At 61.3% G+C, this 25,277-nt stretch carries 19 protein-coding genes; 9 read left to right on the top strand and 10 right to left on the bottom strand.

Annotated elements, in window-relative coordinates; translation table 11 throughout:
* Window positions 1-3 precede the first annotated feature (3 nt).
* Together NKI85_RS15210 and NKI85_RS15205 are read right to left on the bottom strand one after the other, a co-directional pair.
* A complete protein-coding gene (locus tag NKI85_RS15210; RefSeq protein ID WP_352776939.1) occupies window positions 4-699 on the bottom strand; it encodes an isocitrate lyase/PEP mutase family protein in 696 nt (231 codons plus the stop codon).
* 391 nt (window positions 700-1,090) lie between these two features.
* The gene (locus tag NKI85_RS15205) at window positions 1,091-2,530 is read right to left on the bottom strand and encodes a lipopolysaccharide biosynthesis protein (protein WP_352524878.1); all 1,440 of its coding nucleotides are present in this window, start codon (window positions 2,528-2,530) and stop codon (window positions 1,091-1,093) included.
* Between the two features lie 169 nt (window positions 2,531-2,699).
* Here NKI85_RS15205 and NKI85_RS15200 point away from each other — a divergent pair, with 169 nt between their 5' ends.
* Window positions 2,700-3,818: a glycosyltransferase family 4 protein gene (locus NKI85_RS15200; protein WP_352524879.1), complete on the top strand. Its 1,119-nt coding sequence runs from the start codon at window positions 2,700-2,702 to the stop codon at window positions 3,816-3,818.
* On the opposite strand, the gene asnB is transcribed toward NKI85_RS15200, so the two are convergent.
* The gene (gene asnB / locus NKI85_RS15195) at window positions 3,792-5,717 is read right to left on the bottom strand and encodes an asparagine synthase (glutamine-hydrolyzing) (RefSeq protein WP_352776919.1); all 1,926 of its coding nucleotides are present in this window, start codon (window positions 5,715-5,717) and stop codon (window positions 3,792-3,794) included. The genes NKI85_RS15200 and asnB overlap by 27 nt on opposite strands.
* A 174-nt stretch (window positions 5,718-5,891) precedes the next feature.
* Window positions 5,892-7,133, bottom strand: coding sequence for a glycoside hydrolase family 5 protein (locus NKI85_RS15190; RefSeq protein WP_352524881.1), 1,242 nt, complete (start codon window positions 7,131-7,133; stop codon window positions 5,892-5,894).
* A gap of 116 nt (window positions 7,134-7,249) precedes the next feature.
* Between NKI85_RS15190 and NKI85_RS15185 the strand changes: the two genes are divergently transcribed.
* From NKI85_RS15185 to NKI85_RS15175, 3 genes are all read left to right on the top strand, one after another.
* The gene (locus NKI85_RS15185; protein WP_352776918.1) at window positions 7,250-9,178 is read left to right on the top strand and encodes a heparinase II/III family protein; all 1,929 of its coding nucleotides are present in this window, start codon (window positions 7,250-7,252) and stop codon (window positions 9,176-9,178) included.
* A 237-nt stretch (window positions 9,179-9,415) separates the two neighbouring features.
* Window positions 9,416-10,411 (top strand): sterol desaturase family protein, encoded by a 996-nt coding sequence (locus tag NKI85_RS15180; protein ID WP_352524883.1) that lies wholly within the window; start codon window positions 9,416-9,418, stop codon window positions 10,409-10,411.
* The gene (locus NKI85_RS15175; RefSeq protein ID WP_352776917.1) at window positions 10,408-11,577 is read left to right on the top strand and encodes a GNAT family N-acetyltransferase; all 1,170 of its coding nucleotides are present in this window, start codon (window positions 10,408-10,410) and stop codon (window positions 11,575-11,577) included. Before NKI85_RS15180 ends, NKI85_RS15175 begins: the two co-directional genes overlap by 4 nt.
* Before the next feature lie 33 nt (window positions 11,578-11,610).
* Here NKI85_RS15175 and rhaM read toward each other — a convergent pair whose 3' ends face one another.
* From rhaM to NKI85_RS15145, 6 genes are all read right to left on the bottom strand, one after another.
* Entirely contained in the window at window positions 11,611-11,928 is a 318-nt protein-coding gene (gene rhaM, locus NKI85_RS15170) for an L-rhamnose mutarotase (protein WP_352524885.1), read from the bottom strand.
* A 255-nt stretch (window positions 11,929-12,183) separates the two neighbouring features.
* Window positions 12,184-12,495 (bottom strand): UBP-type zinc finger domain-containing protein, encoded by a 312-nt coding sequence (locus NKI85_RS15165; protein WP_352524886.1) that lies wholly within the window; start codon window positions 12,493-12,495, stop codon window positions 12,184-12,186.
* Window positions 12,492-14,183, bottom strand: a complete 1,692-nt coding sequence (locus NKI85_RS15160) for an FAD-dependent oxidoreductase (RefSeq protein WP_352524887.1) — start codon at window positions 14,181-14,183, stop codon at window positions 12,492-12,494. The genes NKI85_RS15165 and NKI85_RS15160 overlap by 4 nt, the downstream gene beginning before the upstream one ends.
* A gap of 384 nt (window positions 14,184-14,567) precedes the next feature.
* Window positions 14,568-15,494, bottom strand: coding sequence for an NADP-dependent oxidoreductase (locus tag NKI85_RS15155; RefSeq protein ID WP_352524888.1), 927 nt, complete (start codon window positions 15,492-15,494; stop codon window positions 14,568-14,570).
* Window positions 15,495-15,639: 145 nt separating this feature from the next.
* Complete coding sequence (locus NKI85_RS15150; protein WP_352524889.1) at window positions 15,640-16,077, bottom strand: CBS domain-containing protein; 438 nt, start codon at window positions 16,075-16,077, stop codon at window positions 15,640-15,642.
* Window positions 16,078-16,604: 527 nt separating this feature from the next.
* Window positions 16,605-17,402: an AraC family transcriptional regulator gene (locus NKI85_RS15145; RefSeq protein ID WP_352524969.1), complete on the bottom strand. Its 798-nt coding sequence runs from the start codon at window positions 17,400-17,402 to the stop codon at window positions 16,605-16,607.
* 277 nt (window positions 17,403-17,679) lie between these two features.
* On the opposite strand from NKI85_RS15145, the gene NKI85_RS15140 reads away from it, so the two are divergent.
* From NKI85_RS15140 to NKI85_RS15120, 5 genes are all read left to right on the top strand, one after another.
* Entirely contained in the window at window positions 17,680-19,146 is a 1,467-nt protein-coding gene (locus NKI85_RS15140; protein WP_352524891.1) for an alpha-glucosidase/alpha-galactosidase, read from the top strand.
* 118 nt (window positions 19,147-19,264) lie between these two features.
* Window positions 19,265-21,349 (top strand): ABC transporter substrate-binding protein, encoded by a 2,085-nt coding sequence (locus NKI85_RS15135; RefSeq protein WP_352776916.1) that lies wholly within the window; start codon window positions 19,265-19,267, stop codon window positions 21,347-21,349.
* A 106-nt stretch (window positions 21,350-21,455) separates the two neighbouring features.
* A complete protein-coding gene (locus NKI85_RS15130; protein ID WP_352524893.1) occupies window positions 21,456-22,463 on the top strand; it encodes an ABC transporter permease in 1,008 nt (335 codons plus the stop codon).
* A 1-nt stretch (window position 22,464) separates the two neighbouring features.
* Window positions 22,465-23,598 carry an ABC transporter permease gene (locus tag NKI85_RS15125; protein ID WP_352776915.1) on the top strand — a complete coding sequence of 378 codons (1,134 nt, stop codon included), beginning with the start codon at window positions 22,465-22,467 and terminating at the stop codon, window positions 23,596-23,598.
* A gap of 9 nt (window positions 23,599-23,607) precedes the next feature.
* Window positions 23,608-25,275, top strand: coding sequence for an ABC transporter ATP-binding protein (locus NKI85_RS15120; protein WP_352524971.1), 1,668 nt, complete (start codon window positions 23,608-23,610; stop codon window positions 25,273-25,275).
* Window positions 25,276-25,277: the final 2 nt, after the last annotated feature.

Below are 25,277 nucleotides of genomic sequence, written 5' to 3'. Positions count from 1 at the left end.
AACTTAGACCACAGGCTTAGGATCGCGAAGGCTGTTCCACGCCGGAGCGCTTTCCAACGCCGTATATTTCCCCGTTGCGATCTCCTGGCATATTTTCATTAGTGCTCCGCCAGCCGCGCGCGCAAGTGAGCCGCCCACGCTTATCCGCCGTACACCGGCCTCGGCCATCTGCTCGAATGTGAGGCCGGAAACACCTTGGCCAAGGACATGATTCACTGGTGCACTGACAGAGCTGCAAATCTGCTCGAGGGACGCCAGGTCCGGGACGCCCGGCGCATACAGCACCTCAGCGCCAAGAGCTTCGAAGGCCTTCAGGCGGCGAATTGCCTCGTCGAGACCATATACGCCTTTACCCATCCCATCGGCGCGGGCGGTGAGTACGACGTCGTATTTTCGAGCAGCTTCAACCGCCGCCGCTACACGTGCCACTGCCGTATCAAAATCGCGTATTGGCTGGCCGGGGTTTGGTTGTCGATCTTCGATCGAAAGTCCAGCCAATCCCGCTTCGGCGGCAAGCCGGACGGTTTCAGCCACGCCTTCTGGTGTGTCTTCATAACAATCTTCCAAATCGGCAGTGACTGGCATGATCGTCGAGGCTGCGATCTCGGCAGCGTATGCCAAGCTTTCGTCGCGGCCGACTTCCTTTGCCCCGTCCTTCTTGCCCTTCGAAAAGGCGTAGCCCGAAGATGTGGTCGCCAGCGCCCTAAAACCAGACTAGCCATCATTCGCGCGCCGGCTACGTCCCAGGGGTTGGGGATCAGGAAGCAGCCGGATTTATGAAGAGCGCGAAATTGTTCAACCTTCTTGGATCGGGAGATCACGCTGCCCCTCAGATTTGGACGACAAAGCTGGACCTAACTAATCCTTGTTGATGCAGCTTTTCAATCGTCCGTCCCTGACCCAACTGCGATCTGCGGATTCGTCGGGTCTTTTGCGCTGGTGCGCGACAGCTGGCAGACCGCTCGTGCGCCTCCCTCTTATGGCCCGAACACGCGGAGAACGACTGTCCGATGCGCAAAGAGCCCATTTCCGCAAGCTGCGGCATGTATTTGCAAGCCTAGGAAAGGCCTGCTTACAGATCGCTTGCGAATTATGCGATCCGTAGCCGCGCCCGCAGCTGGGCGACGAATTGCATTGCTGCCACAGGGTGGAACAATGAGGTCAGCCCGAAGAAAACCGCAGCGCCGGCGGTGCCGCCAGCGACAAGCGAGAAGATTGCCGGCACGTCGCCGACCACCATGCTGGCAAGCTTGGCGGCCACCCCCGCGCTGAGCGAGATGACCACCGAAACGCCGATGTCGCGCCACGGCACCGGCACCGGCGTGAGCCGCTCGCTGATGATGATGCAGGTTATGGAGCCCACCACCGATCCGCCCGCCAGCGCCAAAGCGGCGCCGATCTCCGCCATCGGAGGGATCAACAGCAGGGACAATGCGATTGTCGCCACCGAGCCGAAGAGATTGGCGATGATCAGCAGCCACGGCCGCTTGTGTGCGTGCACCACGACGCCATAGACGAAGCTCGTGAGATTGGCACAAAGCACGCTGAAGGCAATGATCGGAAACAGCAGGCCGAAGCGGCCGTGATATTGCGAGGGCAGCATGAGCTCAGTGATATCGCTGCTGAGCGCGACCAGCATCGCTGCAATCGGCAGGCAAAGCCGCATCATCAATGCCATCAGCTGTGACAGCAGCCGACCCGATGCCGCGGGCCCGTCCTCGTCAAACCGGCTGACCACCTCGGGAAAGGCGCCCATGTTGATGGCGTTGGCGACCATGTCGATCGGTTGGCGGGCCAGTGCATAGGCGGCGGCGAAGATCGCCACAGCGCTGGCATCGTAATAGATCTTGAGGAACACACGCTCCGCGCTGTTGAGCCCGAAGCCTACCAGCGCCATGATGATCAGCGGCACACCGAGCGCGAAGAAGTCCCTGTGGGTGAAGCGCGGCGGACCGGCAACGACCCGCCGGGATGCCATGATTCCCGCCACGATGCCGGCAATTAAGGCGCCGAGGCTCGAGCCGAGCGATACCGTCAGAAAGGTATCCTGGAAGATAAGGATGGCGCCGATCGGCAGCGCGAGTTGCAGCAGGGCGCGCAAGGCTTCGAGCATCGAATAGACCGAATGACGCTGCTGCATCTGCAGCACCGTCAACGCGAAGCGGCTGATGGATCCCGCGACCAAATAGCCGCAGACCGCGATCGCGAACTCGACCCAGCGTTCCGGCACGACCACCGCCGACGCGCCTACCGATATGACCAGCGCCAGTGCCGTGGTGGCAAGCAACACCTGCCCGGCCAGCATCAGGCTGCCGCGGCTGACCTCGCCCTTGCCGCCAAGCCTGAGCAAGGCGATGCGCAGCCAGTTGGTGACGGCAATGTCGGTCATTTCGCCGACGGTCACCACCAGCGTGAGCAGGCCATACTCGGTCTGGTCGATCAGACGCGTCACCACGACCAGCAGGAGCAGCGCCGAAATTCGCGTCAGCAGGATCGCCGGAGCATAAATGAGCGTGGAACGGAGCAGCAAAGGCGTGTCCCTGGAAAATTCACCTTCGACTAGCCGCCGACTGGCGGAAAATCCAGCGCTATGACAGCGAAGGGTGAACAGATTCAGTTTGAACTAAAAGATTTGCCGTAAACCTTATCGCGAACGTTTGCTTTGCAGTTACCCGGTCTGTGTTATTTAGAGTACCATCATGTTGCAGCGCCTCATATCCGATCGAAAAATACATGTCCTGGTCGCGACGCCGTCGGGCGTTTCGGGGCAGGGCGGCATCGACCGCATCATGGGGGCGCTGAAGCAGGAGTTCGAACGGCAAGAAATCACCGACATCGATGTGCGCTTCCTTGCCAGTCGTGGCCCGGGGCATGTCGGACTTTCGATCTTCTATATGCTCGGCTTTTGCTTACGGATGCTTAAAGCGCGTCTGGCTGGACGCGCCGATGTCATTCATATCAACATCTCAGTTTCCGGCAGCACCTACCGCAAGATGGTGATCGCCGCCTGCGCACGGCTGCTGTCGATACCCTATGTCCTGCATTTGCACGGGGCGCAGTATCAGACATTCTGGAAAGACGATCGCGGGTTCATAAGCCGCCGTATCAAAGCTCTGTTCGAGCATGCAGATCGGGTGATCGTTTTGGGCAGGCTTTGGCGCGATTTCGTCGCCAGCCGGGCGCCGGGCGCTGCCGGCAATATCGTGATTGTGCCCAATGCGACCGAAGTCCCGTCGCTGGCGCATATCGGCGGCGGCGACCATGTGCATATCCTGTTCCTGGGTCGTATCGGCGACCGCAAGGGCGTACCGCAATTGTTGGACGCGCTGCACCGCATGAACGCTATCAATAACTGGCGCGCTACGATTGCCGGCGATGGCGAAGTGGCGGCGGCAGGGGCAAAATCGGCCGTGCTGGGGATTGCAGACCGGATCGCCCTTCCCGGTTGGGTGGGACCTGACGATGTCGCATCGCTGATCTCTTCGGCCGATATTCTGGTTCTTCCCTCCTTCGCCGAAAACCTGCCGATGTCGGTGATCGAAGGCATGGCAGCCGGTCTGGCGGTGGTGGCAACCCCGGTGGGTGCGGTCGAAGACATCATCACCGACGGGCAATCCGGGCTGCTGGTGCCGCCAGGCGAGGTTACCGCATTGACCGAGGCACTGAGCCGCCTCGTGGAGGACCCGGCATTGAGGGCAAGGCTTGGTGCTGGTGCCATAGCCGTGCATCGGGAACGGCTTGAGCTCGCCCCGTTTGTCGGCGCAATCTGCGATGTCTGGAGGTCGGCCGCGTCAAGCCATCAACCGGTCAAGCGCTGACGCCGATGATGGCGGCGGCGCTTCAAGCCTGAATTCGCGGTGGAATATCTCCAAATTCAACAGCGCCCATATCAGCTTTTCGTGGTCTGCGGCACGCGTGGTGTGTTCCGAGACGATTTGATCAAGCTGTTTCGGGCTCAAATAGCTGCGAATGACGGAGTGAGGCGAGCAAAGATGGTCATGCACGTAGTTCCTCATCGACCCCCGAAACCATTCGGCGATCGGCACCTTGAACCCGATCTTGCGGCGGTTGAGAATTTCCTCAGGAAGCATGTTGGCCATGCTCTTGCGCAAGATCAGCTTACCCTTACGCCAACCCACCTTGTAGCGATCGGGCAATTTGCTGACGAACGCAACCAGATCGCGATCGAGGAACGGCATTCTTCCTTCGATTGAACCGGCCATCATCATCCGGTCGCCTCGTTCCAGGAGATTGTCAGGCAACCACGATGTCTGATCGAAAAACAGCGCGCGGCGAAGATGGGACGCCGTCGCGTTTGAGGAAAACGGGAAGTTGTTACGTTCATTGCGGCAATTGGCCGGCGCACCGATGAGGCGACCGTGTTCCCGCGCTGTCATGGCACCAAACCAGGAGATCATCCGGGTGGCAAAGTCCCTTTCACCCGCGCTTCGGGCAAATGTATCGAACTTGGCCGACGCGCCAGGCATGGCGCGTATCAAAGGGGCGAAGAGGTTGTTGTGGAGCAAGGCTGGAACGAGGGACCGGTAGATTCCAGCCAGTGACTCTGCGCGATGTTTGGGATACCCGCCGAGAACCTCGTCTGCCCCTTCCCCTGTGAGCACCATCTTGACGTCCTGCGAGGCTCGCTCCGACATCAGGTAAATTGGAATGTCCGAACTTTGTGAAACAGGCGCCCCCAGATGGCGAATCAACTTCGGCAGGTGGTCAATCAGGTCGTCCGCTTCAATGACCAGTTCGCAATGATCAGTCTTGAAATGATCGGCGACGCGTCGGGCGAATGGAAGTTCACTATAGGCCGGTTCGCTGAAACCGACCGAAAATGTACGAATGGGTTTGTCGCTGTGCTTGGTCATCAGGGCGACGATTGCTGACGAGTCGAGGCCTCCGGAGAGAAAGGCGCCGAAAGGTGCATCGCTGCGCATTCTGATCTCGACGGAATGGTCGAGCAGTTCCAGAAATCGTCGCTTGGCGGTTTCGTCGTCGATGTCCTCGGTCAGGTCCGTTTGATCCGGAGGCGTATAATAGCGCGTTTCCCTCACAGTCCCTTGCGACCAAACGGCATAGCTTCCGGGGTTGAGTTTGCGGATCTGTTTAAAAAGCGTGCGCGGTCCAGGCACGTAACGCCAGCGCAGGTAGTCGTGCACAGCGTCCAGATCGAGTTGCTGCGCATTTGGCTGCGATGACAACAACGCGTTGATCTCTGAGGCAAAGGACAGCAATTTTTCGCTTTGCATGAGGTAAAGGGGCTTTTTGCCGAAGGGATCCCGGCCGAGGATCAATTCCTGCCTCTGAGCATCCCAGAGTGCAAAGGCGAACATGCCGCTCAGCCGGTCGAACACCGACAAGTGCCACTGATCGTAAGCTCTGAGCAGCACCTCGGTATCGGAGCGTGTTCGAAAATGATGGCCAAGACCGATCAGTTCCTGGCGCAGCTCGATATAGTTATATATCTCGCCGTTGAAAATTATTCTGAGACGACCGTCCTCAATATGCATCGGCTGATTTGACTCGGGCGCTAAGTCAATAATCGCCAGGCGGCGATGGACCAATGCCAATTGTTCCTCGCCGGTATTCAAGTCCAATATCTCGGTGCCTTCGGCATCGGGACCGCGGTGCCGCAATGCGTTTGACATTCTGGCGGCCCGCTCTTGTGGATTCTCGGCCCTTCGCCCGATCCATCCGGCAATTCCACACATTGTTCCCCCTGAGCGCGCGTATTCCTCGCTCCATTACGCTAAATGTATTAAACACTTCGTGGCCAACACAACCCAACCGCGAGGAAAGCTGCCACGGGCCGTTCTCGATCAAGCCTGGCGGTCAGGGGTTGACGTTGCCGCCGGCTGCTCACCGGCGAAGAGGAGTGACGGCAATTATGGCAGGCCCAATGCCTGCAGCATCTCCGGGTCGGGTACGCCGGGGCCATCGGCCCGGATGAGGCTCATCCCATAGCGATTGGAGAACTCCCAGACAGACCATGGGATCGCGAAGCGTTCGGCCTCTCGGCGCACCGCCTTGAGATAGCGCGAACGGTCGGCCTCGAAGGCGCCGATGCGGCCGTCCGCGGACATGAGGATAACGCCGAATTCGCCCATGAAGAGCCGCCGGCTTGGAATGCCATGGCCTTCAGCCCAGTCGACGGCCTGACGAAAGCTCGCCTCGAGTTGGCTCTGGCCCCAGTTCTGCTCGAAATAACTCGCGATTGCATCGCGCGCGGTGGCCATGTTCATCACCTGCTCGACCCTGCTCAAGCCGGCAGCTTCCATCCGCGCCTTAAGGGTTTCGGTCACCACTTCGGGTGTACTGCTGTCAGCCGGCCAGGGAAGTCCCGAAGCAAAGCTGTTTGGGTCATCGGGCCGCTGGTGGGTGAAACTGTGCGGCTCGTACATATGGAAGCTGTAATAAATTTTTGGATCATCGAAGCCGGGGCCGAGATTGACCAGTCCGGCAATGCTGCCGCCACAGGCGCCGGTTGCAACGATGGTGAGGTCGTTGCTGACCGCTCGAATGTCGCGGATCGTGCCTGCCATGATGCGCTGCCAGTCATCGCTGCCGCTCGCATCGCAAGGATAGTATGCCGGCTCGTTGTAAGGTTCGAGGACGACCTTGTCGGTGCCGATCTTGACCAGCATGGCGGCGACCGCCACAACCATTTCACGATAGCGGGCAACGCCGTCGCTATCGGCGCCGCCATAGATAATCTCCATGCTGTAGGCCGGAACCTGGGTGACGCCATGCAGATCGAAAACCACCTTGAGGCCGGTCGACGTGATCCGCTCGACGGCGGCGGCAAGTATGTCCAGCGCCTGCTGCCGCTTGGCGCCCTCGCTGGCAAGCAGAGGACCGGGATCGACGCTCAGCCGGACGAAGTCGAGGCCCATCGATCGGATGTGGGCAAACACCTCCCCGGCCGGCCAATCGGTGAGCGGCCTGCTTCCCGCAAGCCATTCCTGCTCGCTGCGATAGGGCGGCCAAACGTAGGTTCCGTCTTTCTCCACCGGCGACCAGTTCAGCCACTCATGCACGCCAACGCCGCGCTTGAGAGAGATCGGCGCTGCCTCGGCCGCCATAACCAAGGCGAGCACCCAGGCAACAACACACATCGCTTTTCTCATCGCTCTCTCCGCATGGTCGCCGGAGATATTAACCGCAACGAACGGGAAAAAAGATTGCCGGCGCGCAGCTTTTCGGCGGCATGGTATACAAGGACCGAAACCCGGACGGAGCCTGCATGAGAATCGGCTGGTACATCAACCGATTGCGCAGCATGGGACCGGCCGAGGTGTTGCACCGGCTGGGCGAGCAACGTCGAAGGATCGCATCGCGCCGTCGCGATGACGGGTGGGAGCGCTATCCATCGCCGCAGTTGCATCCGGTGCTGCCTGGATTTCGCGATGCTGCGCTGGCCGCGACCGACGCTCAACGTGAAGCCATAGCGGCGGCCGCGCAAGAGACGCTTCTGGGCCGGTTTTCGGCACTCGGGCGGACATGGCCAAAGCGCGAGCCCGATCTTTTGTTTCCTGCCGAGCTTTGGCGTCTCGATCCAGTGACCGGCAGGCTTTGGCCTGGCCCCGAGGCTCATACTTTCGACATCGATTTTCGCCATGGCGGCGACCTTGGCGATATAAAATATGTCTGGGAGATCAACCGGCTGCAGCAATTGCCGGTACTGGCCGCGCACCTGCTCCTCAGCGAGGACAATCGGTCCCGGATTTCCATCGAGGCGGCGATCGGCAGTTGGCATTCCGCGAATCCGCCGTTCCGAGGCATTGGCTGGGCTTCCGGCATCGAAGTAGCGCTGCGAGCCATCAGCCTGATCGTCACCCTGGACCTCGTCGGCGACCGGCTTGACCCGGCGACACTGCGGAAAGCTGGTGAAATACTCGCGGCAAGCGCCTATTGGCTGCCGCGGTTTCCATCGCGATATTCCTCCGCCAACAACCATCTCGTCGCAGAATTGGCCGGCGAATATCTGGTTGGCCTGGCGCTTGGGGCCGAATCCGAAATTGCCCGTAGCGCCCTCCTGAATGAGGCACACAAGCAGATACTTGCCGATGGCGCCGGTGCCGAGCAAACGCCGACCTATGCAGCCTTCACCGCCGAACTCATCTTGCTGTGCGCCGCCGCGGCACGCCAGGCAGGAACGCCGTTTCCCTCGGCTGTCGAAGCGCGTCTGGGGGCCTTCGCGAATTTCGTGGGCTGGCTGCCTAAGAAAGCTGCCCGCTTCGGCGACGACGATGAGGGCCGCGCGCTGAAGCTGGGGGACGAGCCGGACTACATCCGGTCCGTCGCGGCCGCCATCCATGGCTTGCTGGGAATGCCGGGCAATGCGCCGGAACCTGACGATTTTCGCTCGCTTTTCTTTGGTGCGCCGTCGGGCCCGGCGCCAGCGGTGCATGGCTTGCAGACATTCGCGCAAGGCGGGCTCTCCGTCTGGCGCGGAGCAATGAATGGCCGCAGCGTCGAACTGACGTTCGACCATGGACCGCTCGGCTATCTCTCGATAGCGGCGCACGGCCATGCCGACGCGCTGTCGCTCACCCTGTGCATCGACGGCGAGCCGGTGCTGGTCGATCCTGGCACCTGGCTCTACGGTTCGGGAGGCGTCTGGCGTGACTGGTTCCGCTCCACGCCGGCGCACAACACGCTGAATGTCGAGGGTAAGAGCCAAAGCACTATCGCTGGGAATTTCAACTGGTCGCACAAGGCCGTCGCGGCGCTGGTGGAGAGCGAGCCGGGAACGCACTGGAGGCTGAGCGCCCGGCATGACGGCTATAAAAGCCGCTTCGGCGTTGTGCATCAGCGCACTTTGGCGCACCAGGCCGATGGCATCCTCATCACCGACCAACTGCTCGGCGACAGGCGAGAGTCCGAGATCGTCTTCCAACTGGCGGCCGGCCTCCATGCCGACCGGCACGAAAACACGGTTACGGTGTTGCGCGGCGACGAGCCGCTGTTGGCCATCCGCTTTCCTGATGCTGCGCTCGACATCCGCGCCGGCGGTGACATGCCGGGGCAGGGCGGTTGGGTTTCACTGCGTTTTGGCACCAGGCAGCAAGCCGAACGCCTCGCCTGGCATGGTCAAGTGGGCGAGGCCGGAATCGATATCCATCTTGACCCAATTCACCCGCCGCAACGGCAAAGACCGGCGCCAACGTAGAGTTGCCGAGCGAGTTCCGGCCGCATTCGACATTAATTACGTTTGGACATTTAGCGGTTTCGTTACCGTTGATCTGCTAGTCTCGCGCCATCCAGCCTGCTTTGCCTGCTGCGCCCGCAACAGCCACTGGTTGCAGGCGACGCAGCGGGTTTGGCGAGAATTTCATGCTTTGCAATTCGCCGATTGCCTTCTTACGACCCCGGACTGCCTTCTTCCGACTCAGGAGCCGCTGCAACGATGTTTTCCGAATTTGTCAGAGCGATTGTGGAAAAGCTTTCGAACGTCAATCTGACCACGCTCGGCCTGCTTTTCCTCACCGCACTGGGCAGCGCTGTGATCGCCTACTGGCGAACTGCCGAACAGAAATCGCTCAGGGACTTTTTCGACTTTGCCTTCCCGCCGGAAGTCATCCTGCACCCGTCGGCGCGAGCCGACGCCCTGTTCTGGATCACGAAACGGGCGATAATGCCTTTCCTGCTCATTCCTGCCGGCGTCACCTTCGTTGTCGCGGTCGGCTATGGCACACGCGAGGCAATCGGCTGGATCTTTAATATCCACGCGCCGCTTCTCGGCGGCCCGGCCGGACCGGTGACGATTGTCATCTTCACCGCAACCATGCTGGTCGCTTACGATATTTCATACTACCTCTACCACGTCGCCCAGCACCGCTTCCCGTTCTTGTGGGAATTGCACAAGGTGCATCATTCGGCCGAGGTGATGGTCGGGATCACCAAGGACCGGGTTCATCCGCTGGACGATCTGATGAACCGTATGTGGGACGGCGTCATCCCGGGCATCTGCTTCGGCATCTGGAGCCTGATCGCACTCGATCCGGTAGAGGTCGCTATCTTCGGCATCAACGTCTACGTCATCCGCAACATCCTGATGATGGACTTTGTCCGCCACACACATCTCAAGATCTCGTTCGGCCCGTTGAACAACATCATCCTGTGTCCGCACTGGCACCAGGTGCATCACAGCATCGACCCTCGTCACTATGACAAGAATTTCGGCCTGCTTTTTTCGTTCTGGGATCGTCTGTTCGGAACGCAATTTGTCCCGGAGCTGGATGAAGACCTGAAATTTGGTCTGATAGACCGCGATGTACGCGATTATCAATCGCTGTTTGGGCTCTACATCATGCCGCTCAAGAAAATGGCAAGGCATGTCATGCGACTGTTTCACAGGCGGCCCAATGGGGTCGCCCAGCCACAGGACAGTTCCCCTTCATGAACACCGTTGTTTCCATCGACGCTGTGGGCGCGGAGCGCCTGGAAATCGTCCGTTCGGCGGATCGCCTGGCCACGGTCGAAGCCGCTTGGACGGAGCTTTGGCATCGCACCGATGGGCTCATCTTTCAAAGCCATGCCTGGATTTCGGCGTGGTGGAATACCGTACAACGCCGTGACCAGCGCGCGTTGCGGATCGGCCTGATCTGGAAGGGCGAGAAACTCGTTGCCGTCGTTCCGCTGGCGATCGGTAGACGCAGGGGGCTGCGGTTTCTCGAATGGGCGGCCGGCAGCTATACCGACTATGGGGACATTCTCGTTGCCCCGGAATGCTCGTTGTCGGCGTTGCAGGAGCTATGGACCCAACTTTGCGATGCCGGTGGCTTCGATCTTGCCTTGATCAGTCGTCTTTCGCCGGATGCGGCGGCCCGCAAAATTTTCACGCCGGGAGCTTCCAGCGGCATCAGGCTTCGTCCCTTTCACCGAACGGAAGTCAGCTATCGCGTTGCCGGACAATGGGAAAGCGGAGCGGTATGGTTTGCGGACCAGTCGAAAAAGACGCGCCAGAACTATCGGCGCGGCATCAAAACGCTGGAAGAAACCGGAGAGGTGAAATTTCGCCTGCTTGCGCCCGACGAGCCGCTGCAACCGGTACTGGAGCGCCTCGCGACCCTGAAGCGCAAATGGCTGACGGAGCGCATGCGTGAGTCCGATCTCTTCGAGGAGGGCGTGCCGGTACTCGCCGCGCTCGTCGATGCGCTGGCGCGCGCCGGCGTGCTGCATATCTTCATCCTGGAATGCAATGGCGTGATGGTCGCGGTGTCGATCAACTTCGTCCAGCGCGGCGTGATGATGGCTTTCGTGACCACCTTCGATCCGGATTTCAGCCGGGCGTCGCCGGGTGTGATCCTGTTGATGGATTACGTACAGTGGTCGATCGATCACGGCTTGAGCATGGTCGATTTCCTCTGTGGCGCAGAGTCGTTCAAACACAAATTCTCAACGCAGGCGGTTACCCTGGACTCCGTCATCGGGACGCGCACGGCACAGGGCGCGATTGCATCTCTTGCCGATCGTATCCGTCAGACGGTCAGGCATATGCGCGAGCGCTCATTGGCACCGCCTGAGGGTCACGGTACGCCCGCTCAAGCCGAAGCAGCCCTGGATTAGCGGACTTATTCGGTTCTTGGAGCGGCAAGCCGGCTAGTCCATGTGGAAGACATTACGCAGCGGCACCACAACGGGCTCGTTGTTGGCGTCGTACTCCATCAGATCGGCCATGAAATCCCACCAGCGCCGGTTGACTTCAGTCTGCGGCAGCCGATCCATGGTGTGATCTTCGGTGCGAACAAGCGTGCCGAACAGATGGTTTGTTTCCTCGTCGAGCCAGATCGAATAGTCGGATACGCCAGCATCGCGCAGCGCCTGTGTGAGCTCCGGCCAGATCTCGTCGTGCCGCTTCTTGTATTCGGCTGCCTGACCGGGATTGAGGTTCATGCGGAAGGCGATGCGCTCGGGCATGGTAACGCTCCTTGAACGAAGGCTTGGTCGGTTTCAGCGTTGCGAACGAATGCGCAGTTGGTCAAGGCCAACGGCGAGCAGCAGCACCGCACCCTTGGTTACGTCCTGCCAGAAGCTCGATACGTTGAGCAAGGTCAGGCCGTTATTGTGCCCAGGATCATCACCGCCAGCAGAGTTCCCCGTACCGAGTCGCGTCCGCCGAAAAGGCTGGTACCTACGGACCGGCCTGCGCAACTGACCCCGGCCGCGCCAGGCTCAAAGAAAGCGCGGTATCGGACCGTTCTGCGGCGTGGTGCGGTCGCCAAGGTCGAGGAAGATCTCGTCGATGTAGCACCATCCCCAGCCTTCCGGCGGATCGTAGCCTTCGATGACAGGATGGCCGGTTGCCCGAAAATGCTTGGTGGCATGACGGTTGGGCGAGTCGTCGCAGCAGCCGACATGACCGCATGTGCGGCAAAGCCGCAAATGCACCCACTGCGTACCGCTCTTCAGGCATTCCTCGCAGCCGAGCGCGCTCGGTGTGACGTCGCGAATGTCTCCGGCATGCTTGCATTCCTCTGCCATCATACGCTCCTGACCAGTTGAGGTGCCACGGCGAGACTGCCGTTTTGCGCGAGATATGCATGCAGCGCCGCAACCACCTGGGCGCCTTCGCCGACGGCAGCGGCGACGCGCTTGATCGAGCCGGAGCGCACGTCGCCGATGGCGAACACGCCGCTGCGGTTCGTCTCCAGCGCACCACGTTCCTGGCCAATTTCCGGCCCGGTGCGAACGAAGCCCTTCGCGTCCAACGCCAAGCCGCATTGCGCCAGCCAGTTGGTGTTCGGATCGGCGCCGATGAACAGGAAGAGGTGGCGGACCGGACGTGTTGTCTCCGTGTCGCGGTTGCGCCAGCGCACATTGCCAAGATTGCCGTCGTCGCCGTCCAGCCCCGTGATTTGCGTCTCAGCCAGCACCTCGATGTTCGGCTGTGCCCTGACGCGCTCCACTAGATAACGCGACATGCTCGCATCGAGGCTCCCGCCGCGCGCCAGTAGCCATACCTTCCTCACATGCGCCGCCAGATAGACAGCGGCCTGCCCAGCCGAATTGCCGGCGCCGACCAAGGCTACCTCTTGCCCGGCGCAAAGCCGCGCTTCGATCGGCGAAGCCCAATAATGCACGGACGTTCCCTCGAATTGCGCAAGGTTGGCCATATCGAGGCGGCGATAGCGCGCTCCGCTGGCTATCACCACCGACCGCGCCCGCACGGTCTCCCCGTCGCCGACGGCGAGCGTGTAATGGGCGCCGGACGTGTCGCTTGCACTGCCCAGCAGCTTCGCCTCGTCCGGTATCACCATCTCGACGCCGAATTTCTGCGCCTGATTGTAAGCGCGCGCCATCAGCGCCATCCCCGAAATGCCGGTGGGGAAACCGAGATAGTTCTCGATGCGCGAGGAGGCACCCGCCTGTCCGCCAAAGGCACGGCAATCGAGCACGATCGTCGACAGCCCTTCGGAAGCCGCATAGACGGCAGCTGCGAGGCCGGCCGGTCCGGCGCCGACAATGGCCACGTCGTACAGCTTGTCGGCGTCGATGGGCCGTACCAGCCCGATGCAGCGGGCAAGCTCGTTCTCTCCGGGATTGAGCAGCAGCTTGCCGTTCGGACAGAGCACGATCGGCAAATGGTGGATATCGACATGGAAGCGTTCGATCAGGGTCCTGGCGCAGGGATCGGTAGCGGAATCGAGAACCCGGTGCGGCTGACCGCTGCGGGCCAGAAAACCTTGCAGCCGCAATACGTCGCCGCTGTCGACCGGTCCGATAATGATCGGTCCGGCTGTGCCACTCTCGAGCAGGCCGACACGGCGCAGGATCAGCGCCCGCATGATGCGCTCGCCGAGGTTTGCCTCCTGCACCATCAGGTCGCGCAGCCTTTGCGAGGGGATGACGAGCGCCTCGACCGGCTCGACCGCCTGCACATCCACCAGCGAGGGCCGGGCTGACAGCTGCGCCAACTCGCCGACGAAATTGCCCGCACCATGCGTGACGATCGTTTCGCGCCGGCCGAAGCTGCCGCCCTGGATAATGTCCACCTTGCCGGACAGGACCACGATCAGGCCGGGTGCCAGCTCGCCGGCTTTGACGATCTGTTCGCCTGCAGCATAGGATACGGCTTCGCCGAAACGGCCCATGCGGTCCAGGTCGGCCTCAGCCAGCGCGGGAAACATCTGATCGCGACGGGCAATGGAGATCGGATTGGCGGATTTAGACATGGTTCGAACCTAACGCCGGCATCCACCGGTTTGAAGCGGTTTTTGTGGCTCACGGGCCGGTACAAACCGAGCCCGCTGTCGGCAAATTGTGCCCTTCGCTTCGGGATTCCACGACGGCGGCCCGTGCGGCGGTATCGCGACGTGCCTCACACTCCGTTGCATCTCCTTGATTTGTTTGATTTGCGTATCCCGGCAAACCCAGCTCATGCTGCTTCGGCCGGCGCCTGCCTAAGCCGGCCAGGCCCGGCGCGCCGTCCTGTGTCAAACTCTCGGCCGCCGGGCAGCTGAGCAGCAGGAAACGGACCGGGTCCGAGCACTCCGCAAATTTGCCTGCAGCCGGTTCTTCGGCGAGGTGCCAAAGCTCGACAAAGCCAACTTCTCTGCTCAGGCGGCTACCTGAAGCACGATCTTGCCGCGCGTATGCTGCCTCTCAAGCCGTTCCTCGGCCTTGGCGACTTCCTCGAGAGGATAGATTGCCTGCACGAATGGCCTGACCTTCCCGGCGTCGATGAGGCGGCTGATCTCGGCAAGCTGCGCTGCGTTCGGCTTGGTCATATAGGAAACGCCGCTGGCCCGATGCAGGCGGGCCTTTTCCGCCGACGGTTCAGAAAGGGTTGAGACGAGCGTCCCACCGGGCTTGAGCACGTCCCAGGAGCGGTCCTGCGTTTCGCCCGCTATCAGGTCGAAGACCAGGTCGACGTCTTCGACGACCTCCTCGAAACGCTGGTTCTTGTAGTCGACCGCCTGGTCGGCGCCAAGCGCGCGGACGAAATCGAAATCTTGCGCGGACACCGTCGTCGCGACGAAGGCACCCGCAGCCTTTGCAAACTGCACCGCCAGATGGCCGACGCCGCCGGCGCCGCCATGGATGAGGATCCGCTGCCCGGATTTGAGGCCGCCGTGGACGAAAAGGCCCTGCCACGCGGCAAGGCCCGCAAGCGGCACGGCAGCGGCTTCGACGTGGCTTAGACGTTGCGGCTTCGCCGCCGCCTCCGTCGCCTTGACGACGACATATTCGGCGTTGCCGCCGCGGTCGTGGCCGAGCATGGCATAAAGCGGATCGCCCTTCTTCAGCGTATAGGCCCGCGTGCCGCACAGTTCCACCACGCCGGATACGTCGCGGCCGAGCGTGACGGGCAGATCTGCGCCTGACGAGCCTTCGCGAACCTTGTAGTCGACTGGATTGACGCTTGCCGCGCAGACCTTGAGCGTGACCTCATCGTCGCGCGGCTGAGGCAACGGAACGTCGTCCAGCGAAAGAACCTCCGGCCCACCAAAATCGTGGATACGGACTGCCTTCATGGTAATCATGACTTGCTCCTCGTCGGTTTGCCGTCCAGTTCAGCCTCTGAACAGTTTCGCCGGCAGGCCGGTGTCCATCCGGTCTTCCGGGGCGGCAGCTCGGTCACGGGCCATAGGCCGGAAGATGCCGCCCGGTTCGGCCGATGGTGCGCCGTCAGTGTATCGTTTGCGAATGCTCGCCGCCGGGTTGCGATATGCCGCTTAGCGCTTCACCTGCTGTCGCCGTCTCGCTGTTAGTGGCGAGGTCGCCCAGCGAAACGATGCCGACCAGGCGCTTGTCGCGATTAAGCACCGGCAACCGGCGCACTTTCAGGTCAGCCATGTGGCGCAGAACATCCTCCGCGTCTTCGTCATCGAAGCAATACCTGACCTCGGTACTCATCACTTCCCGCACCTTGGCGTCAGGTGTCTTGCCTTGGGCGACGCCGCGGATTGCGATGTCGCGATCGGTTATCATGCCGACGAGCCGGTCGTTCTCGCCCACCGGCATCGCGCCGGCATCGAGGCGCGCCATCATTTCTGCCGCATCGCGCAGGGTTTGCTGCGGATTGGCGATCTCGACGTCCTTTGTCATGCAGTTGCCAACTTTCACTTTAACCTCCTTTGGTTGCAGGGTCCGCCGCCGAATTGCATGATGGAAGGGTGAATGAGCGCCAGCGCAAAACGTTCCATGGCAAGACCCGTTTCGAGCGCTTCGCCGAGATCACCCTGCCATCCTCCACCCCGACCGCCCTTCCGGGGGTCGGCCCGGGAAAGGTCGGTTCCGAAGGAATTTCGGACGGGGTGCCGGGAGGAATCCCAATCGGCTCCTGGTCCGGCGACGGAACAGGATCAGGCGAAGGCGGCGGTACGCCTGGAGGTTCACCCGGCGGAGTCTCCGGCGGGGTGGGCGGCCGAGCTGGCTCCGGATTGGGATTGTCCGGCAGCGGATTCGGGTCGTTCGGATCGGGATTGTTCATCGATCACTCCCTGAAGTCTGTTCTTACCCGAGAGTTACGGCTTGATCTCCGCGGCGAGCGCCGATCATGGCGTTGCCAGCGGCGGCGAACAGGCACTCCTGTCTTAAACCAAGGGGAAGCAAAAGCGTTCCCGCACCCGACGCCAAGCGCGGCGCCAAAGCTATCGGGGCGGTCCCATGCTGGCGTACATTCCGTTGGTGCGGAATTGCGTCGGGTTGATGCCGTAGAGGCGGCGGAAGACCTTCGAAAAATAATTGGCATCCTCAAAGCCGCACATGATGGCGACCTCCTTCACCGGCAGGAAATCGGCTTTCGTCAGCAACTTCGCCGCGCGCTGCAGTCGCTGCTGCAGCACGAATTCGGCAGGTGGAAGACCCTCACTCTCGGCGAAGCAGCGCGAGAAATGCGCACGGCTCAGCCCGCTGATTTCGGCCAGATCGGCAACACGGAGCGGCCTGTCGAGATTGGCCTTGACGTGGTCGATGACCGGTTGCATGGCGCTCTTTTCGTCGGTGACGGCATGCGAGCCGAAGACATCGTCGTAGAGCGCCATGGCTGCTTCATAGGCGACGGCCGAGGCGGCTCCAGGCGAGACCGCTCCCGTGATCAGGCGCACGCTGCAATCGGCGAGATGATCGATCGTCGATGGCTGCAGCCGTAGCACCGGACCGACGGCGGCAAGGATCGACTTGTGGATGCGCAGCGCCTCCTCGCCGTTCATTGATATCCAGAAATATTCCCAGCGGTCCCCCTTGGCCAGCCAGTAACGATGGTTGTGCGGCACGAGAACCAGCAACGTATCGCCCTTTTGCAGGCGGTAGTTGCGGTTCTCATAGCGCAATTGGCCGGTACCGCTGATCGTATGCTGGAGTACCGTAAACGGCGTCTGGCCGCGCTTGCGCCCATCCCAGTCGTAGACCTCGTTTTCGCGCACTTCATAGCCGGTGCTTGTCGGCATGGTGTGCAGGCGCTGGCGGCCGCGCGGCAGCGATACCGTCCTGCCCGCCGGCCCGGTGTCGATCAAGTTCCGCAGCACAAAATTACCCCTGAAAGCATAATCCTTCTCTGGTCCCTTGCTGAATTAGGCGCATAATCCCCTGAGAAAAGCAAAAGAAACTGCGGTCAAAGAGCGGACGGGAGGAAGTGCCGGATTCCAGCCTGCATGCCAGGGCAGGTGGGCCAGGCCTCTTTTCACCGCCTTTGCCCTTACATTCGATCAGGTCGAGGTGAGACTGATGAGTTTCAAGATCGCTATCATCGGTGCGGGAAGCGTCGGGTTCACCAAGAAGCTGTTCACAGACATTCTATGCGTTCCTGAATTCAGGGATGTCGAATTCGCGCTGACCGATCTCAGCGAGCACAACCTCCAGATGATCAAGTCGATCCTCGACAGGGTCGTCGAATTCAACAGGCTGCCGACCAAGGTTACGGCAACGACCGACCGTCGTGCTGCCCTCGAGGGTGCCCGCTACGTCATCAGCTGCGTTCGCGTCGGCGGTCTCGAAGCCTATGCCGACGACATACGCATTCCGTTGAAATATGGCATCGACCAGTGTGTCGGCGACACAATCTGCGCCGGCGGCATTCTTTACGGCCAGCGCAATATCCCGGTAATCCTCGATTTCTGCAAGGATATCCTCGAAGTCGCCGAGCCCGGCGCGAAATTCCTGAACTACGCCAACCCGATGGCCATGAACACCTGGGCGGCGATCGAATACGGCAAGGTCGATACTGTCGGCCTCTGCCACGGTGTCCAGCACGGCGCCGACCAGATCGCCGAGGTGCTCGGCGCCAAGTCGCGCACCGAGCTCGACTACATCTGCTCCGGCATCAATCACCAGACCTGGTTCATCGACCTGCGTCTCAACGGCCGCAAGATCGGCAACGACGAGCTGGTAGCCGCCTTCGAGGCGCATCCGGTCTATTCGCAGCAGGAAAAGCTGCGCATCGACGTCCTGAAGCGCTTCGGCGTCTATTCGACCGAAAGCAACGGCCATCTTTCCGAATACCTGCCCTGGTACCGCAAGCGGCCGGACGAAATCACCCGCTGGATCGACATGTCCGACTGGATCCACGGCGAGACCGGCGGCTACCTTCGTTATTCGACCGAAACGCGCAACTGGTTCGAAACCGAGTTCCCGCAATTTCTGGAATCCGCCGCGAGGCCGATCGACCCCGCGAAGCGCTCCAACGAGCACGCCAGCCACATTCTCGAGGCGCTGGAGACGAATCGCGTTTATCGCGGCCATTTCAACGTCAAGAACAATGGCATCATCACCAACCTGCCGCAGGATGCGATCATCGAGTCGCCCGGCTTCGTCGACCGCTTCGGCATCAACATGGCCGCCGGCATCGCGCTGCCGGAGGCCTGCGCCGCCACATGCATTTCCTCGATCAACGTCCAGCGCATGTCGGTCCACGCTGCGATCTCCGGCGATATCGACCTGCTGAAGCTCGCCGTCCTGCACGACCCGCTGGTCGGCGCCGTTTCGACGCCGGAAGAGGTTTGGCAGATGGTGGACGAGATGGTTGTCGCCCAGGCCCGCTGGCTGCCGCAATATGCCGGCGCGGTGCCGGCTGCGAAGGAGCGGCTTTCGAAATCCAGGGTCAAGACCCGCGAATGGGCCGGTGCGGCACGACGCGACGTCCGTTCGATCGAGGAGTTGCGTGCCGAAAAAGCGGCTCTCAAGCAGGCCGTCTGAATTTCATCAAGCGGATGGCGGCCAATTTTCGGAGGATTCAGCGCCGCACCGTCTGCATATCGTTCGAGGAGAAACGGAGCGGCGTCAACGCGCTTCTGAACAACAGGGAGGAGAGACGATGAGGAATTTTCGAGATATTGGCATTCTCGCCGGGCTGGCGCTTAGCGTCTCGGCCTCGGCGCTGAGCGCATATGCATCCGAGCCGACCGTGCCGCCCGTGCCCGCGCAATTTCCCGCCGAGGGAAAGATCAAATACGTCGCGCGCGACTCCATCCTGGAGTTCAAGGCACTTCCAGAATACCACGAACCCGATTGGGTCACCGACAAATACGTCAAGGCAGGCAAGCTGCCGCCGGTCAAGGACCGGCTGCCGAAGGAGCCGCTGGTCTTCAAGACGGGCAACATGCCGGACGGCGTCGGCGTCTACGGCGATACGATGCGCCATGTCATCGGCGGCCGACCGGAGGGCTGGAACTACGGCGCGGGCCAGACGCAAGGCTGGGGCGGCATCGACATCGGCCTTTCCGAGTGCCTGACGCGCACCGCGCCGCTTTTCCAGGTCGAGGCCAAGGACACGGAGCCGTTGCCGAACCTCGCCAGGAGCTGGGACTGGTCGAAGGACGGACACACGCTGACGATGCATCTGGTCGAGGGCGCCAAATGGTCTGACGGTGTTCCGTTCAACGCCGATGACGTCATGTTCTACTGGGACGACGAGGTCATGGATCCGAACGTTTCGCCTCTCAACGGCGCGACCCAGGAAACCTTCGGCGTCGGCACGACGCTGAAGAAGGTCGATGACTACACTGTCGAGTGGACGTTCAAGGACGCCTTTCCGAAGCAATACCTCTACGCCATGGCTTACGGCACGTTCTGCCCCGGCCCCTCGCATATCCTCAAGCCGCAACATCCGAAATATTCGAAGAACACCTACGAGCAGTTCAAGAATGCCTTCCCGCCGGAGTATATGAATCTGCCGGTGATGGGCGCCTGGGTGCCGGTCGACTACCGTCCGGACGACATCATCGTCATGCGCCGCAATCCCTACTACTGGAAGGTCGACGAGAAGGGCAATCAGCTGCCTTATCTCAACGAATTGCACTACAAGCTGTCGACCTGGGCCGACCGCGACGTTCAGGCGGTGGCAGGGTCGGCTGACATCTCCAACCTGGAGCAGCCCGAAAACTTCGTTGCTTCGCTGAAACGTGCGGCGCAGCCGGACGCGCCGGCACGACTTGCCTTCGGCCCACGCCTGATCGGCTATAATCTGCGGATGAATTTCTCCGCCAATGGCTGGGGCGATCCCGACGAGCGCGGGCAGGCGGTTCGCGAGCTGAACCGCAACGAGGACTTCCGCAAGGGCGTCACCATGGCGCTCGACCGCAAGGCGCTCGGCGACTCGCTGGTCAAGGGCCCGTTCACCGCCATCTATCCGGGCGGCTTCTCCTCGGGCACGAGCTTCTATGACCGCAACTCGACCGTATACTACCCCTTCGATCTCGAAGGCGCCAAAGCGGAACTCGCCAAGGCAGGTCTGAAGGACACCGACGGCGACGGCTTCGTCAATTTTCCGGCCGGCACCGCCGGCGGCAAGAACGTCGAGATCGTGATGCTCGTCAACAACGACTACACAACCGACAAAAGCCTGGCGGAGGGCGTCGTCGGCCAGATGGAGAGGCTAGGTCTTCGCGTTGTCCTGAACGGCTTGAACGGCATCCAGCGCGACGCGTCTATGTATTCCGGCCGTTTCGACTGGATGGTCAGGCGCAATGATCAGGAGCTCACCTCGGTCGTGCAGAACACCGAGCAACTCGCGCCCGTCGGCCCACGCACCAGCTGGAATCACCGTGCTCCGGAAAATGGCCAAGTCGATCTGATGCCGTTCGAGAAGGACCTTGTCGACATCGTCAACAAGTTCGTCTCGACGCAGGACAATGACCAGCGCGCCAGCCTGATGAAGCAATTCCAGAAGATCTCGACGGAACACGTCTACACCGTCGGGCTGACCGAATATCCCGGCGCGCTGATCATCAACAAACGCTTCTCCAACATCCCGCAGGGAACGCCGATCTTCATGTTCAACTGGGCCGAGGACTCGATCGTCCGCGAGCGGGTCTGGGTGGCCGCCGACAAGCAGCAGAAATATGAACTCTTTCCCGAGCAGCTTCCCGGAAAACCCGGGGACAAGGGTCCGACGAACTGAGTTTCCTCCCCTGACTTGAAAATTCCCGGCCGCGCTGCGGGCGTGGCCGGGACAAAGCCAGGGGGTGAGGCATAATTGAAAACCTGAGCGAGGAGAGAAACGGCCGATGCTGCGATTTCTGCTTATGCGCATAGCATCCGCAATACCGGTTCTCGCCATTTTGAGCCTGGTCACCTTTGCTATCATCCAGGCACCGCCGGGCGACTATGCCGACTACATCCGCTCACAGCTCATCAACCAGGGCGGAGCCTCCTTTGCCGAGGCCGATGCCCAGGCGAAGGCTTATAGCGTGGAGCATGGCCTCGATAAGCCGGTTCCGCTGCAATACCTGAACTGGATCGCCGGCATCGTCACCCGCGGCGATTTCGGCTACAGCCTCTATTACAACAAGCCCGTCGCCGACGTGGTGGGCGAGCGGCTGCCGCGCACATTGCTGCTTGCGCTTGTCTGCCACCTCTTGGCTTCTGTGCTGGGCATCGGCTTCGGCATCTGGGCGGCGACCCGGCAGTACAGCTGGATCGATAGCACGCTGTCGGCGATATCGTTCCTCGGAATGACGGTGCCGCGCTTCCTCATGGCGCTGATCATCGTCTATCTGCTGGTCTTCCAGTTCAACGTGTCCGAGATCGGCAGCTTCTTTTCGCCGCAATATGGCGGCGCGCCGTGGTCCTGGGCGAAGTTCTTCGATCTCGTCACGCACGTCTGGCCGGTTGTCGCGATCGCCACCTTCGGCGGGCTCGCCTACAACATGCGCGTGATGCGCGGCAATTTGCTCGACACGCTGAACGCGCAATATGTCGAAACCGCTCGCGCCAAAGGTCTCAGCGGTGGTGCGGTCGTGATGCGCCATGCGGTGCCCAATGCGCTGCATCCGCTGGTCATGTATCAGGGCGTGGTGCTGCCTTACATGCTGACCGGCGAGATCGAGACGGCGATCATCTTTGCCCTGCCGACCGTTGGCCCGGCGATCGTCGGCTCGATGGCGGTCGGCGACGTCTATGTCACGGCGACCTTCATGATGGTGCTGTCGGCGACGCTGATCGTCGGCAACATCATCGCCGACATGCTGCTCGTCATGCTCGATCCGCGTGTGCGTCAATATGCAGGGGCCTGAGATGCTTGCTTTCGAGCCCTCGCTGCCGCCGCTTGCCGAGGAACCGGCCAAGATCAAGGCGCGCGGCAATGAGAGCTACATCGCGCTCGTCTGGCGCCGCCTGAAACGGTCCTGGACCGGCATGGCCGGGCTCATCCTGGTCGCGCTTCTGGTGCTGCTGGCCGTGTTTGCCGACTTTTTCGCGCCGATGGATCCCAAGGTGACCGATGTCGGCTTTGCCCCGCCGCAGATGATGAGCTTCCATGACAAGGACGGCAATTTCGTCTTCCAGCCACGCGTCTATGCCTTGGCGGATTCGGAAGACCTCGACCCGGTCACCTTCCAACCCGTCGTCGGGCCGGACTACGACCATCCGCGGCTGCTCGGCTTCTTCGTCAAGGGAGCGGAGTACAGACTGCTTGGCCTGCTTCCCGCGAACCGGCACTTCTTCGGCTCGACCGACGGCCAGCCCGTGCACTTCCTTGGCACCGACAAATTCGGCCGCGATGTGCTGGCTCGAGCCATCTATGGTTCGCGCATCTCGTTGATGATTGCATTGACCGTGGTCTTCATCGTCACCGTGATCGGCACGACCGTCGGCATGGTGTCGGGCTATTTCGGCGGCACATTCGATGTCTGGGTCCAGCGCTTCGTCGAACTGGTGCTCGCATTTCCGCAATTGCCGCTTTACCTGGCGCTGACCTCGCTCGTTCCGGTGACGGCACCAACCAATGTCTTCCTGGCTTTCGTGATCGTCGTCATGTCGGCACTCGGCTGGGCGCAGATGTCGCGCGAAGTGCGCGGCAAGACCCTGGCGCTGGCGCGGATCGACTACGTCCGTGCCGCAATGGCGGTCGGCGCCACGGACGGCCGCATCATCATGCAGCATATTTTTCCGAACGTGATGAGCCACGTGATCGTTGCCGTCACATTGGCGATTCCCAGTGTCGTCCTGCTCGAATCCTTCCTCGGTTTTCTCGGGTTCGCCGTGAAACCGCCGCTAATCTCCTGGGGCCTGATGCTGCAAGACACTGCGACCTATTCGGTCATCGGCACCTATCCCTGGATCCTCTCGCCCGTCGGCTTCGTGCTTATCACCGTCTTCGCGTTCAACGCGCTTGGCGATGGACTGCGCGATGCGGTCGATCCGTATTGACGTGACATGATGCAACACGCGCTCGTTAATTCCTTCGCACCGCCTGTCCGGCTCGACCATGACGGGCGTTCGGAAAACCCGGTCATCGATGCCCGCAACATCGCCGTCGATTTCAAGGTCGAGGACGGCATGGTCGAGGCCGTCAAGGACATCTCCTTCCAGCTCTATCGCGGCGAGACGATCGCCATCGTCGGCGAATCCGGATCGGGCAAGTCGGTGACGGCGCGCACCGTCATGGGCCTATTGTCGAAGCGCGCGGTCGTGTCGCCGAAATCGACCGTCGAATACAATGGGTCGAACATCCTGAAATTTTCCGAGCGTGCCCGGCGCAAACTGCGCGGCGACCGCATCTCGATGATCTTCCAGGAGCCGATGAGTTCGCTCAACCCGATCTACACGATCGGCAGCCAGATCGTCGAGGCAATACGGGTGCATCGCAAGATGAGCCGCAGGCAGGCCGAAGCAAGAGCGCTCGAACTGCTGCAGCAGGTGCAAATTCCTGAGCCGCAGGCGCGGCTGAAGCAGTATCCGCACCAGCTTTCCGGCGGTCAGCGCCAGCGTGTGATGATCGCTATGGCGCTGGCCAACGATCCGGATGTGCTGATCGCCGATGAGCCGACGACGGCACTCGACGTGACGGTTCAGGCGCAGATCCTCAATCTCATCCGCAACCTGCAGAAGAAACTGCGGATGGCAGTGATCCTGATCACGCACGACCTGACCGTGGTGCGGCAGTTCTCGGACTATGTCTATGTCATGCAGCATGGGAGAATGTGCGAGCACAATGTGACGGAGAGGCTGTTCGCCGATCCGCAGCATGCCTACACACGCCATCTGCTTGCCTCCGAACCGCGCGGCCAGGCAAATCCGTTGCCGGAAGGCGCCGACGTCATTCTTGAAGCCAAGGATGTCCGCGTCTCCTTCATGCTGCGGCATGGCACGTTCATGAAGCCGGACCTGCGCGAGCTTGTCGCCGTCGACAGCCTCAGCCTGACCCTTCGGCGGCACGAGACACTGGGCCTCGTCGGCGAATCCGGATCGGGCAAGACGACGTTCGGCGAAGCGTTGCTCAGGCTCAACACCACGGATAGCGGCGAGATCTATTTCGATGGGCAGCCGATCCATGGCCATTCGCGGGCGCAGATGCGGCCGTTGCGGTCGCGCATGCAGGTCGTCTTCCAGGATCCGTTTTCGTCGCTCAATCCGCGCATGACGATCGGCCAGATCATCGAGGAAGGGCTGGTCGTCAACCGCATCGGCGCCACGAAGAACGATCGGATCGAGCGGGTGCGCGAGGCACTGATCAGCGCCGGCATGCCCGGCGATATCCTGTCGCGCTTCCCGCACGAGTTTTCCGGCGGCCAGCGCCAGCGTATTGCGATTGCCCGCGCTGTCGCGCTCGAACCGGAATTCATCGTGCTCGATGAACCGACATCGGCGCTGGATCTCTCAGTCCAGGCGCAGATCATAGAATTGCTGCGCAAGCTGCAGCGGGAACGGGGCCTGAGCTACATCTTCATCTCGCACGATCTCAAGGTCGTGCGGGCGCTGTGCCACCGCGTCATCGTCATGCAGCACGGCAAGATCGTGGAAGAGGGACCCGTCGGCGAAGTCCTGTCCAATCCCAAAACCGCTTACACCGAACGGCTGGTCAAAGCCGCGTTCGAGGTAGCCTGATT

Source organism: Mesorhizobium sp. M0571, assembly GCF_040320985.1.
Lineage (GTDB): Bacteria > Pseudomonadota > Alphaproteobacteria > Rhizobiales > Rhizobiaceae > Mesorhizobium.
This window is presented reverse-complemented; position numbering and strand designations above follow the sequence as displayed.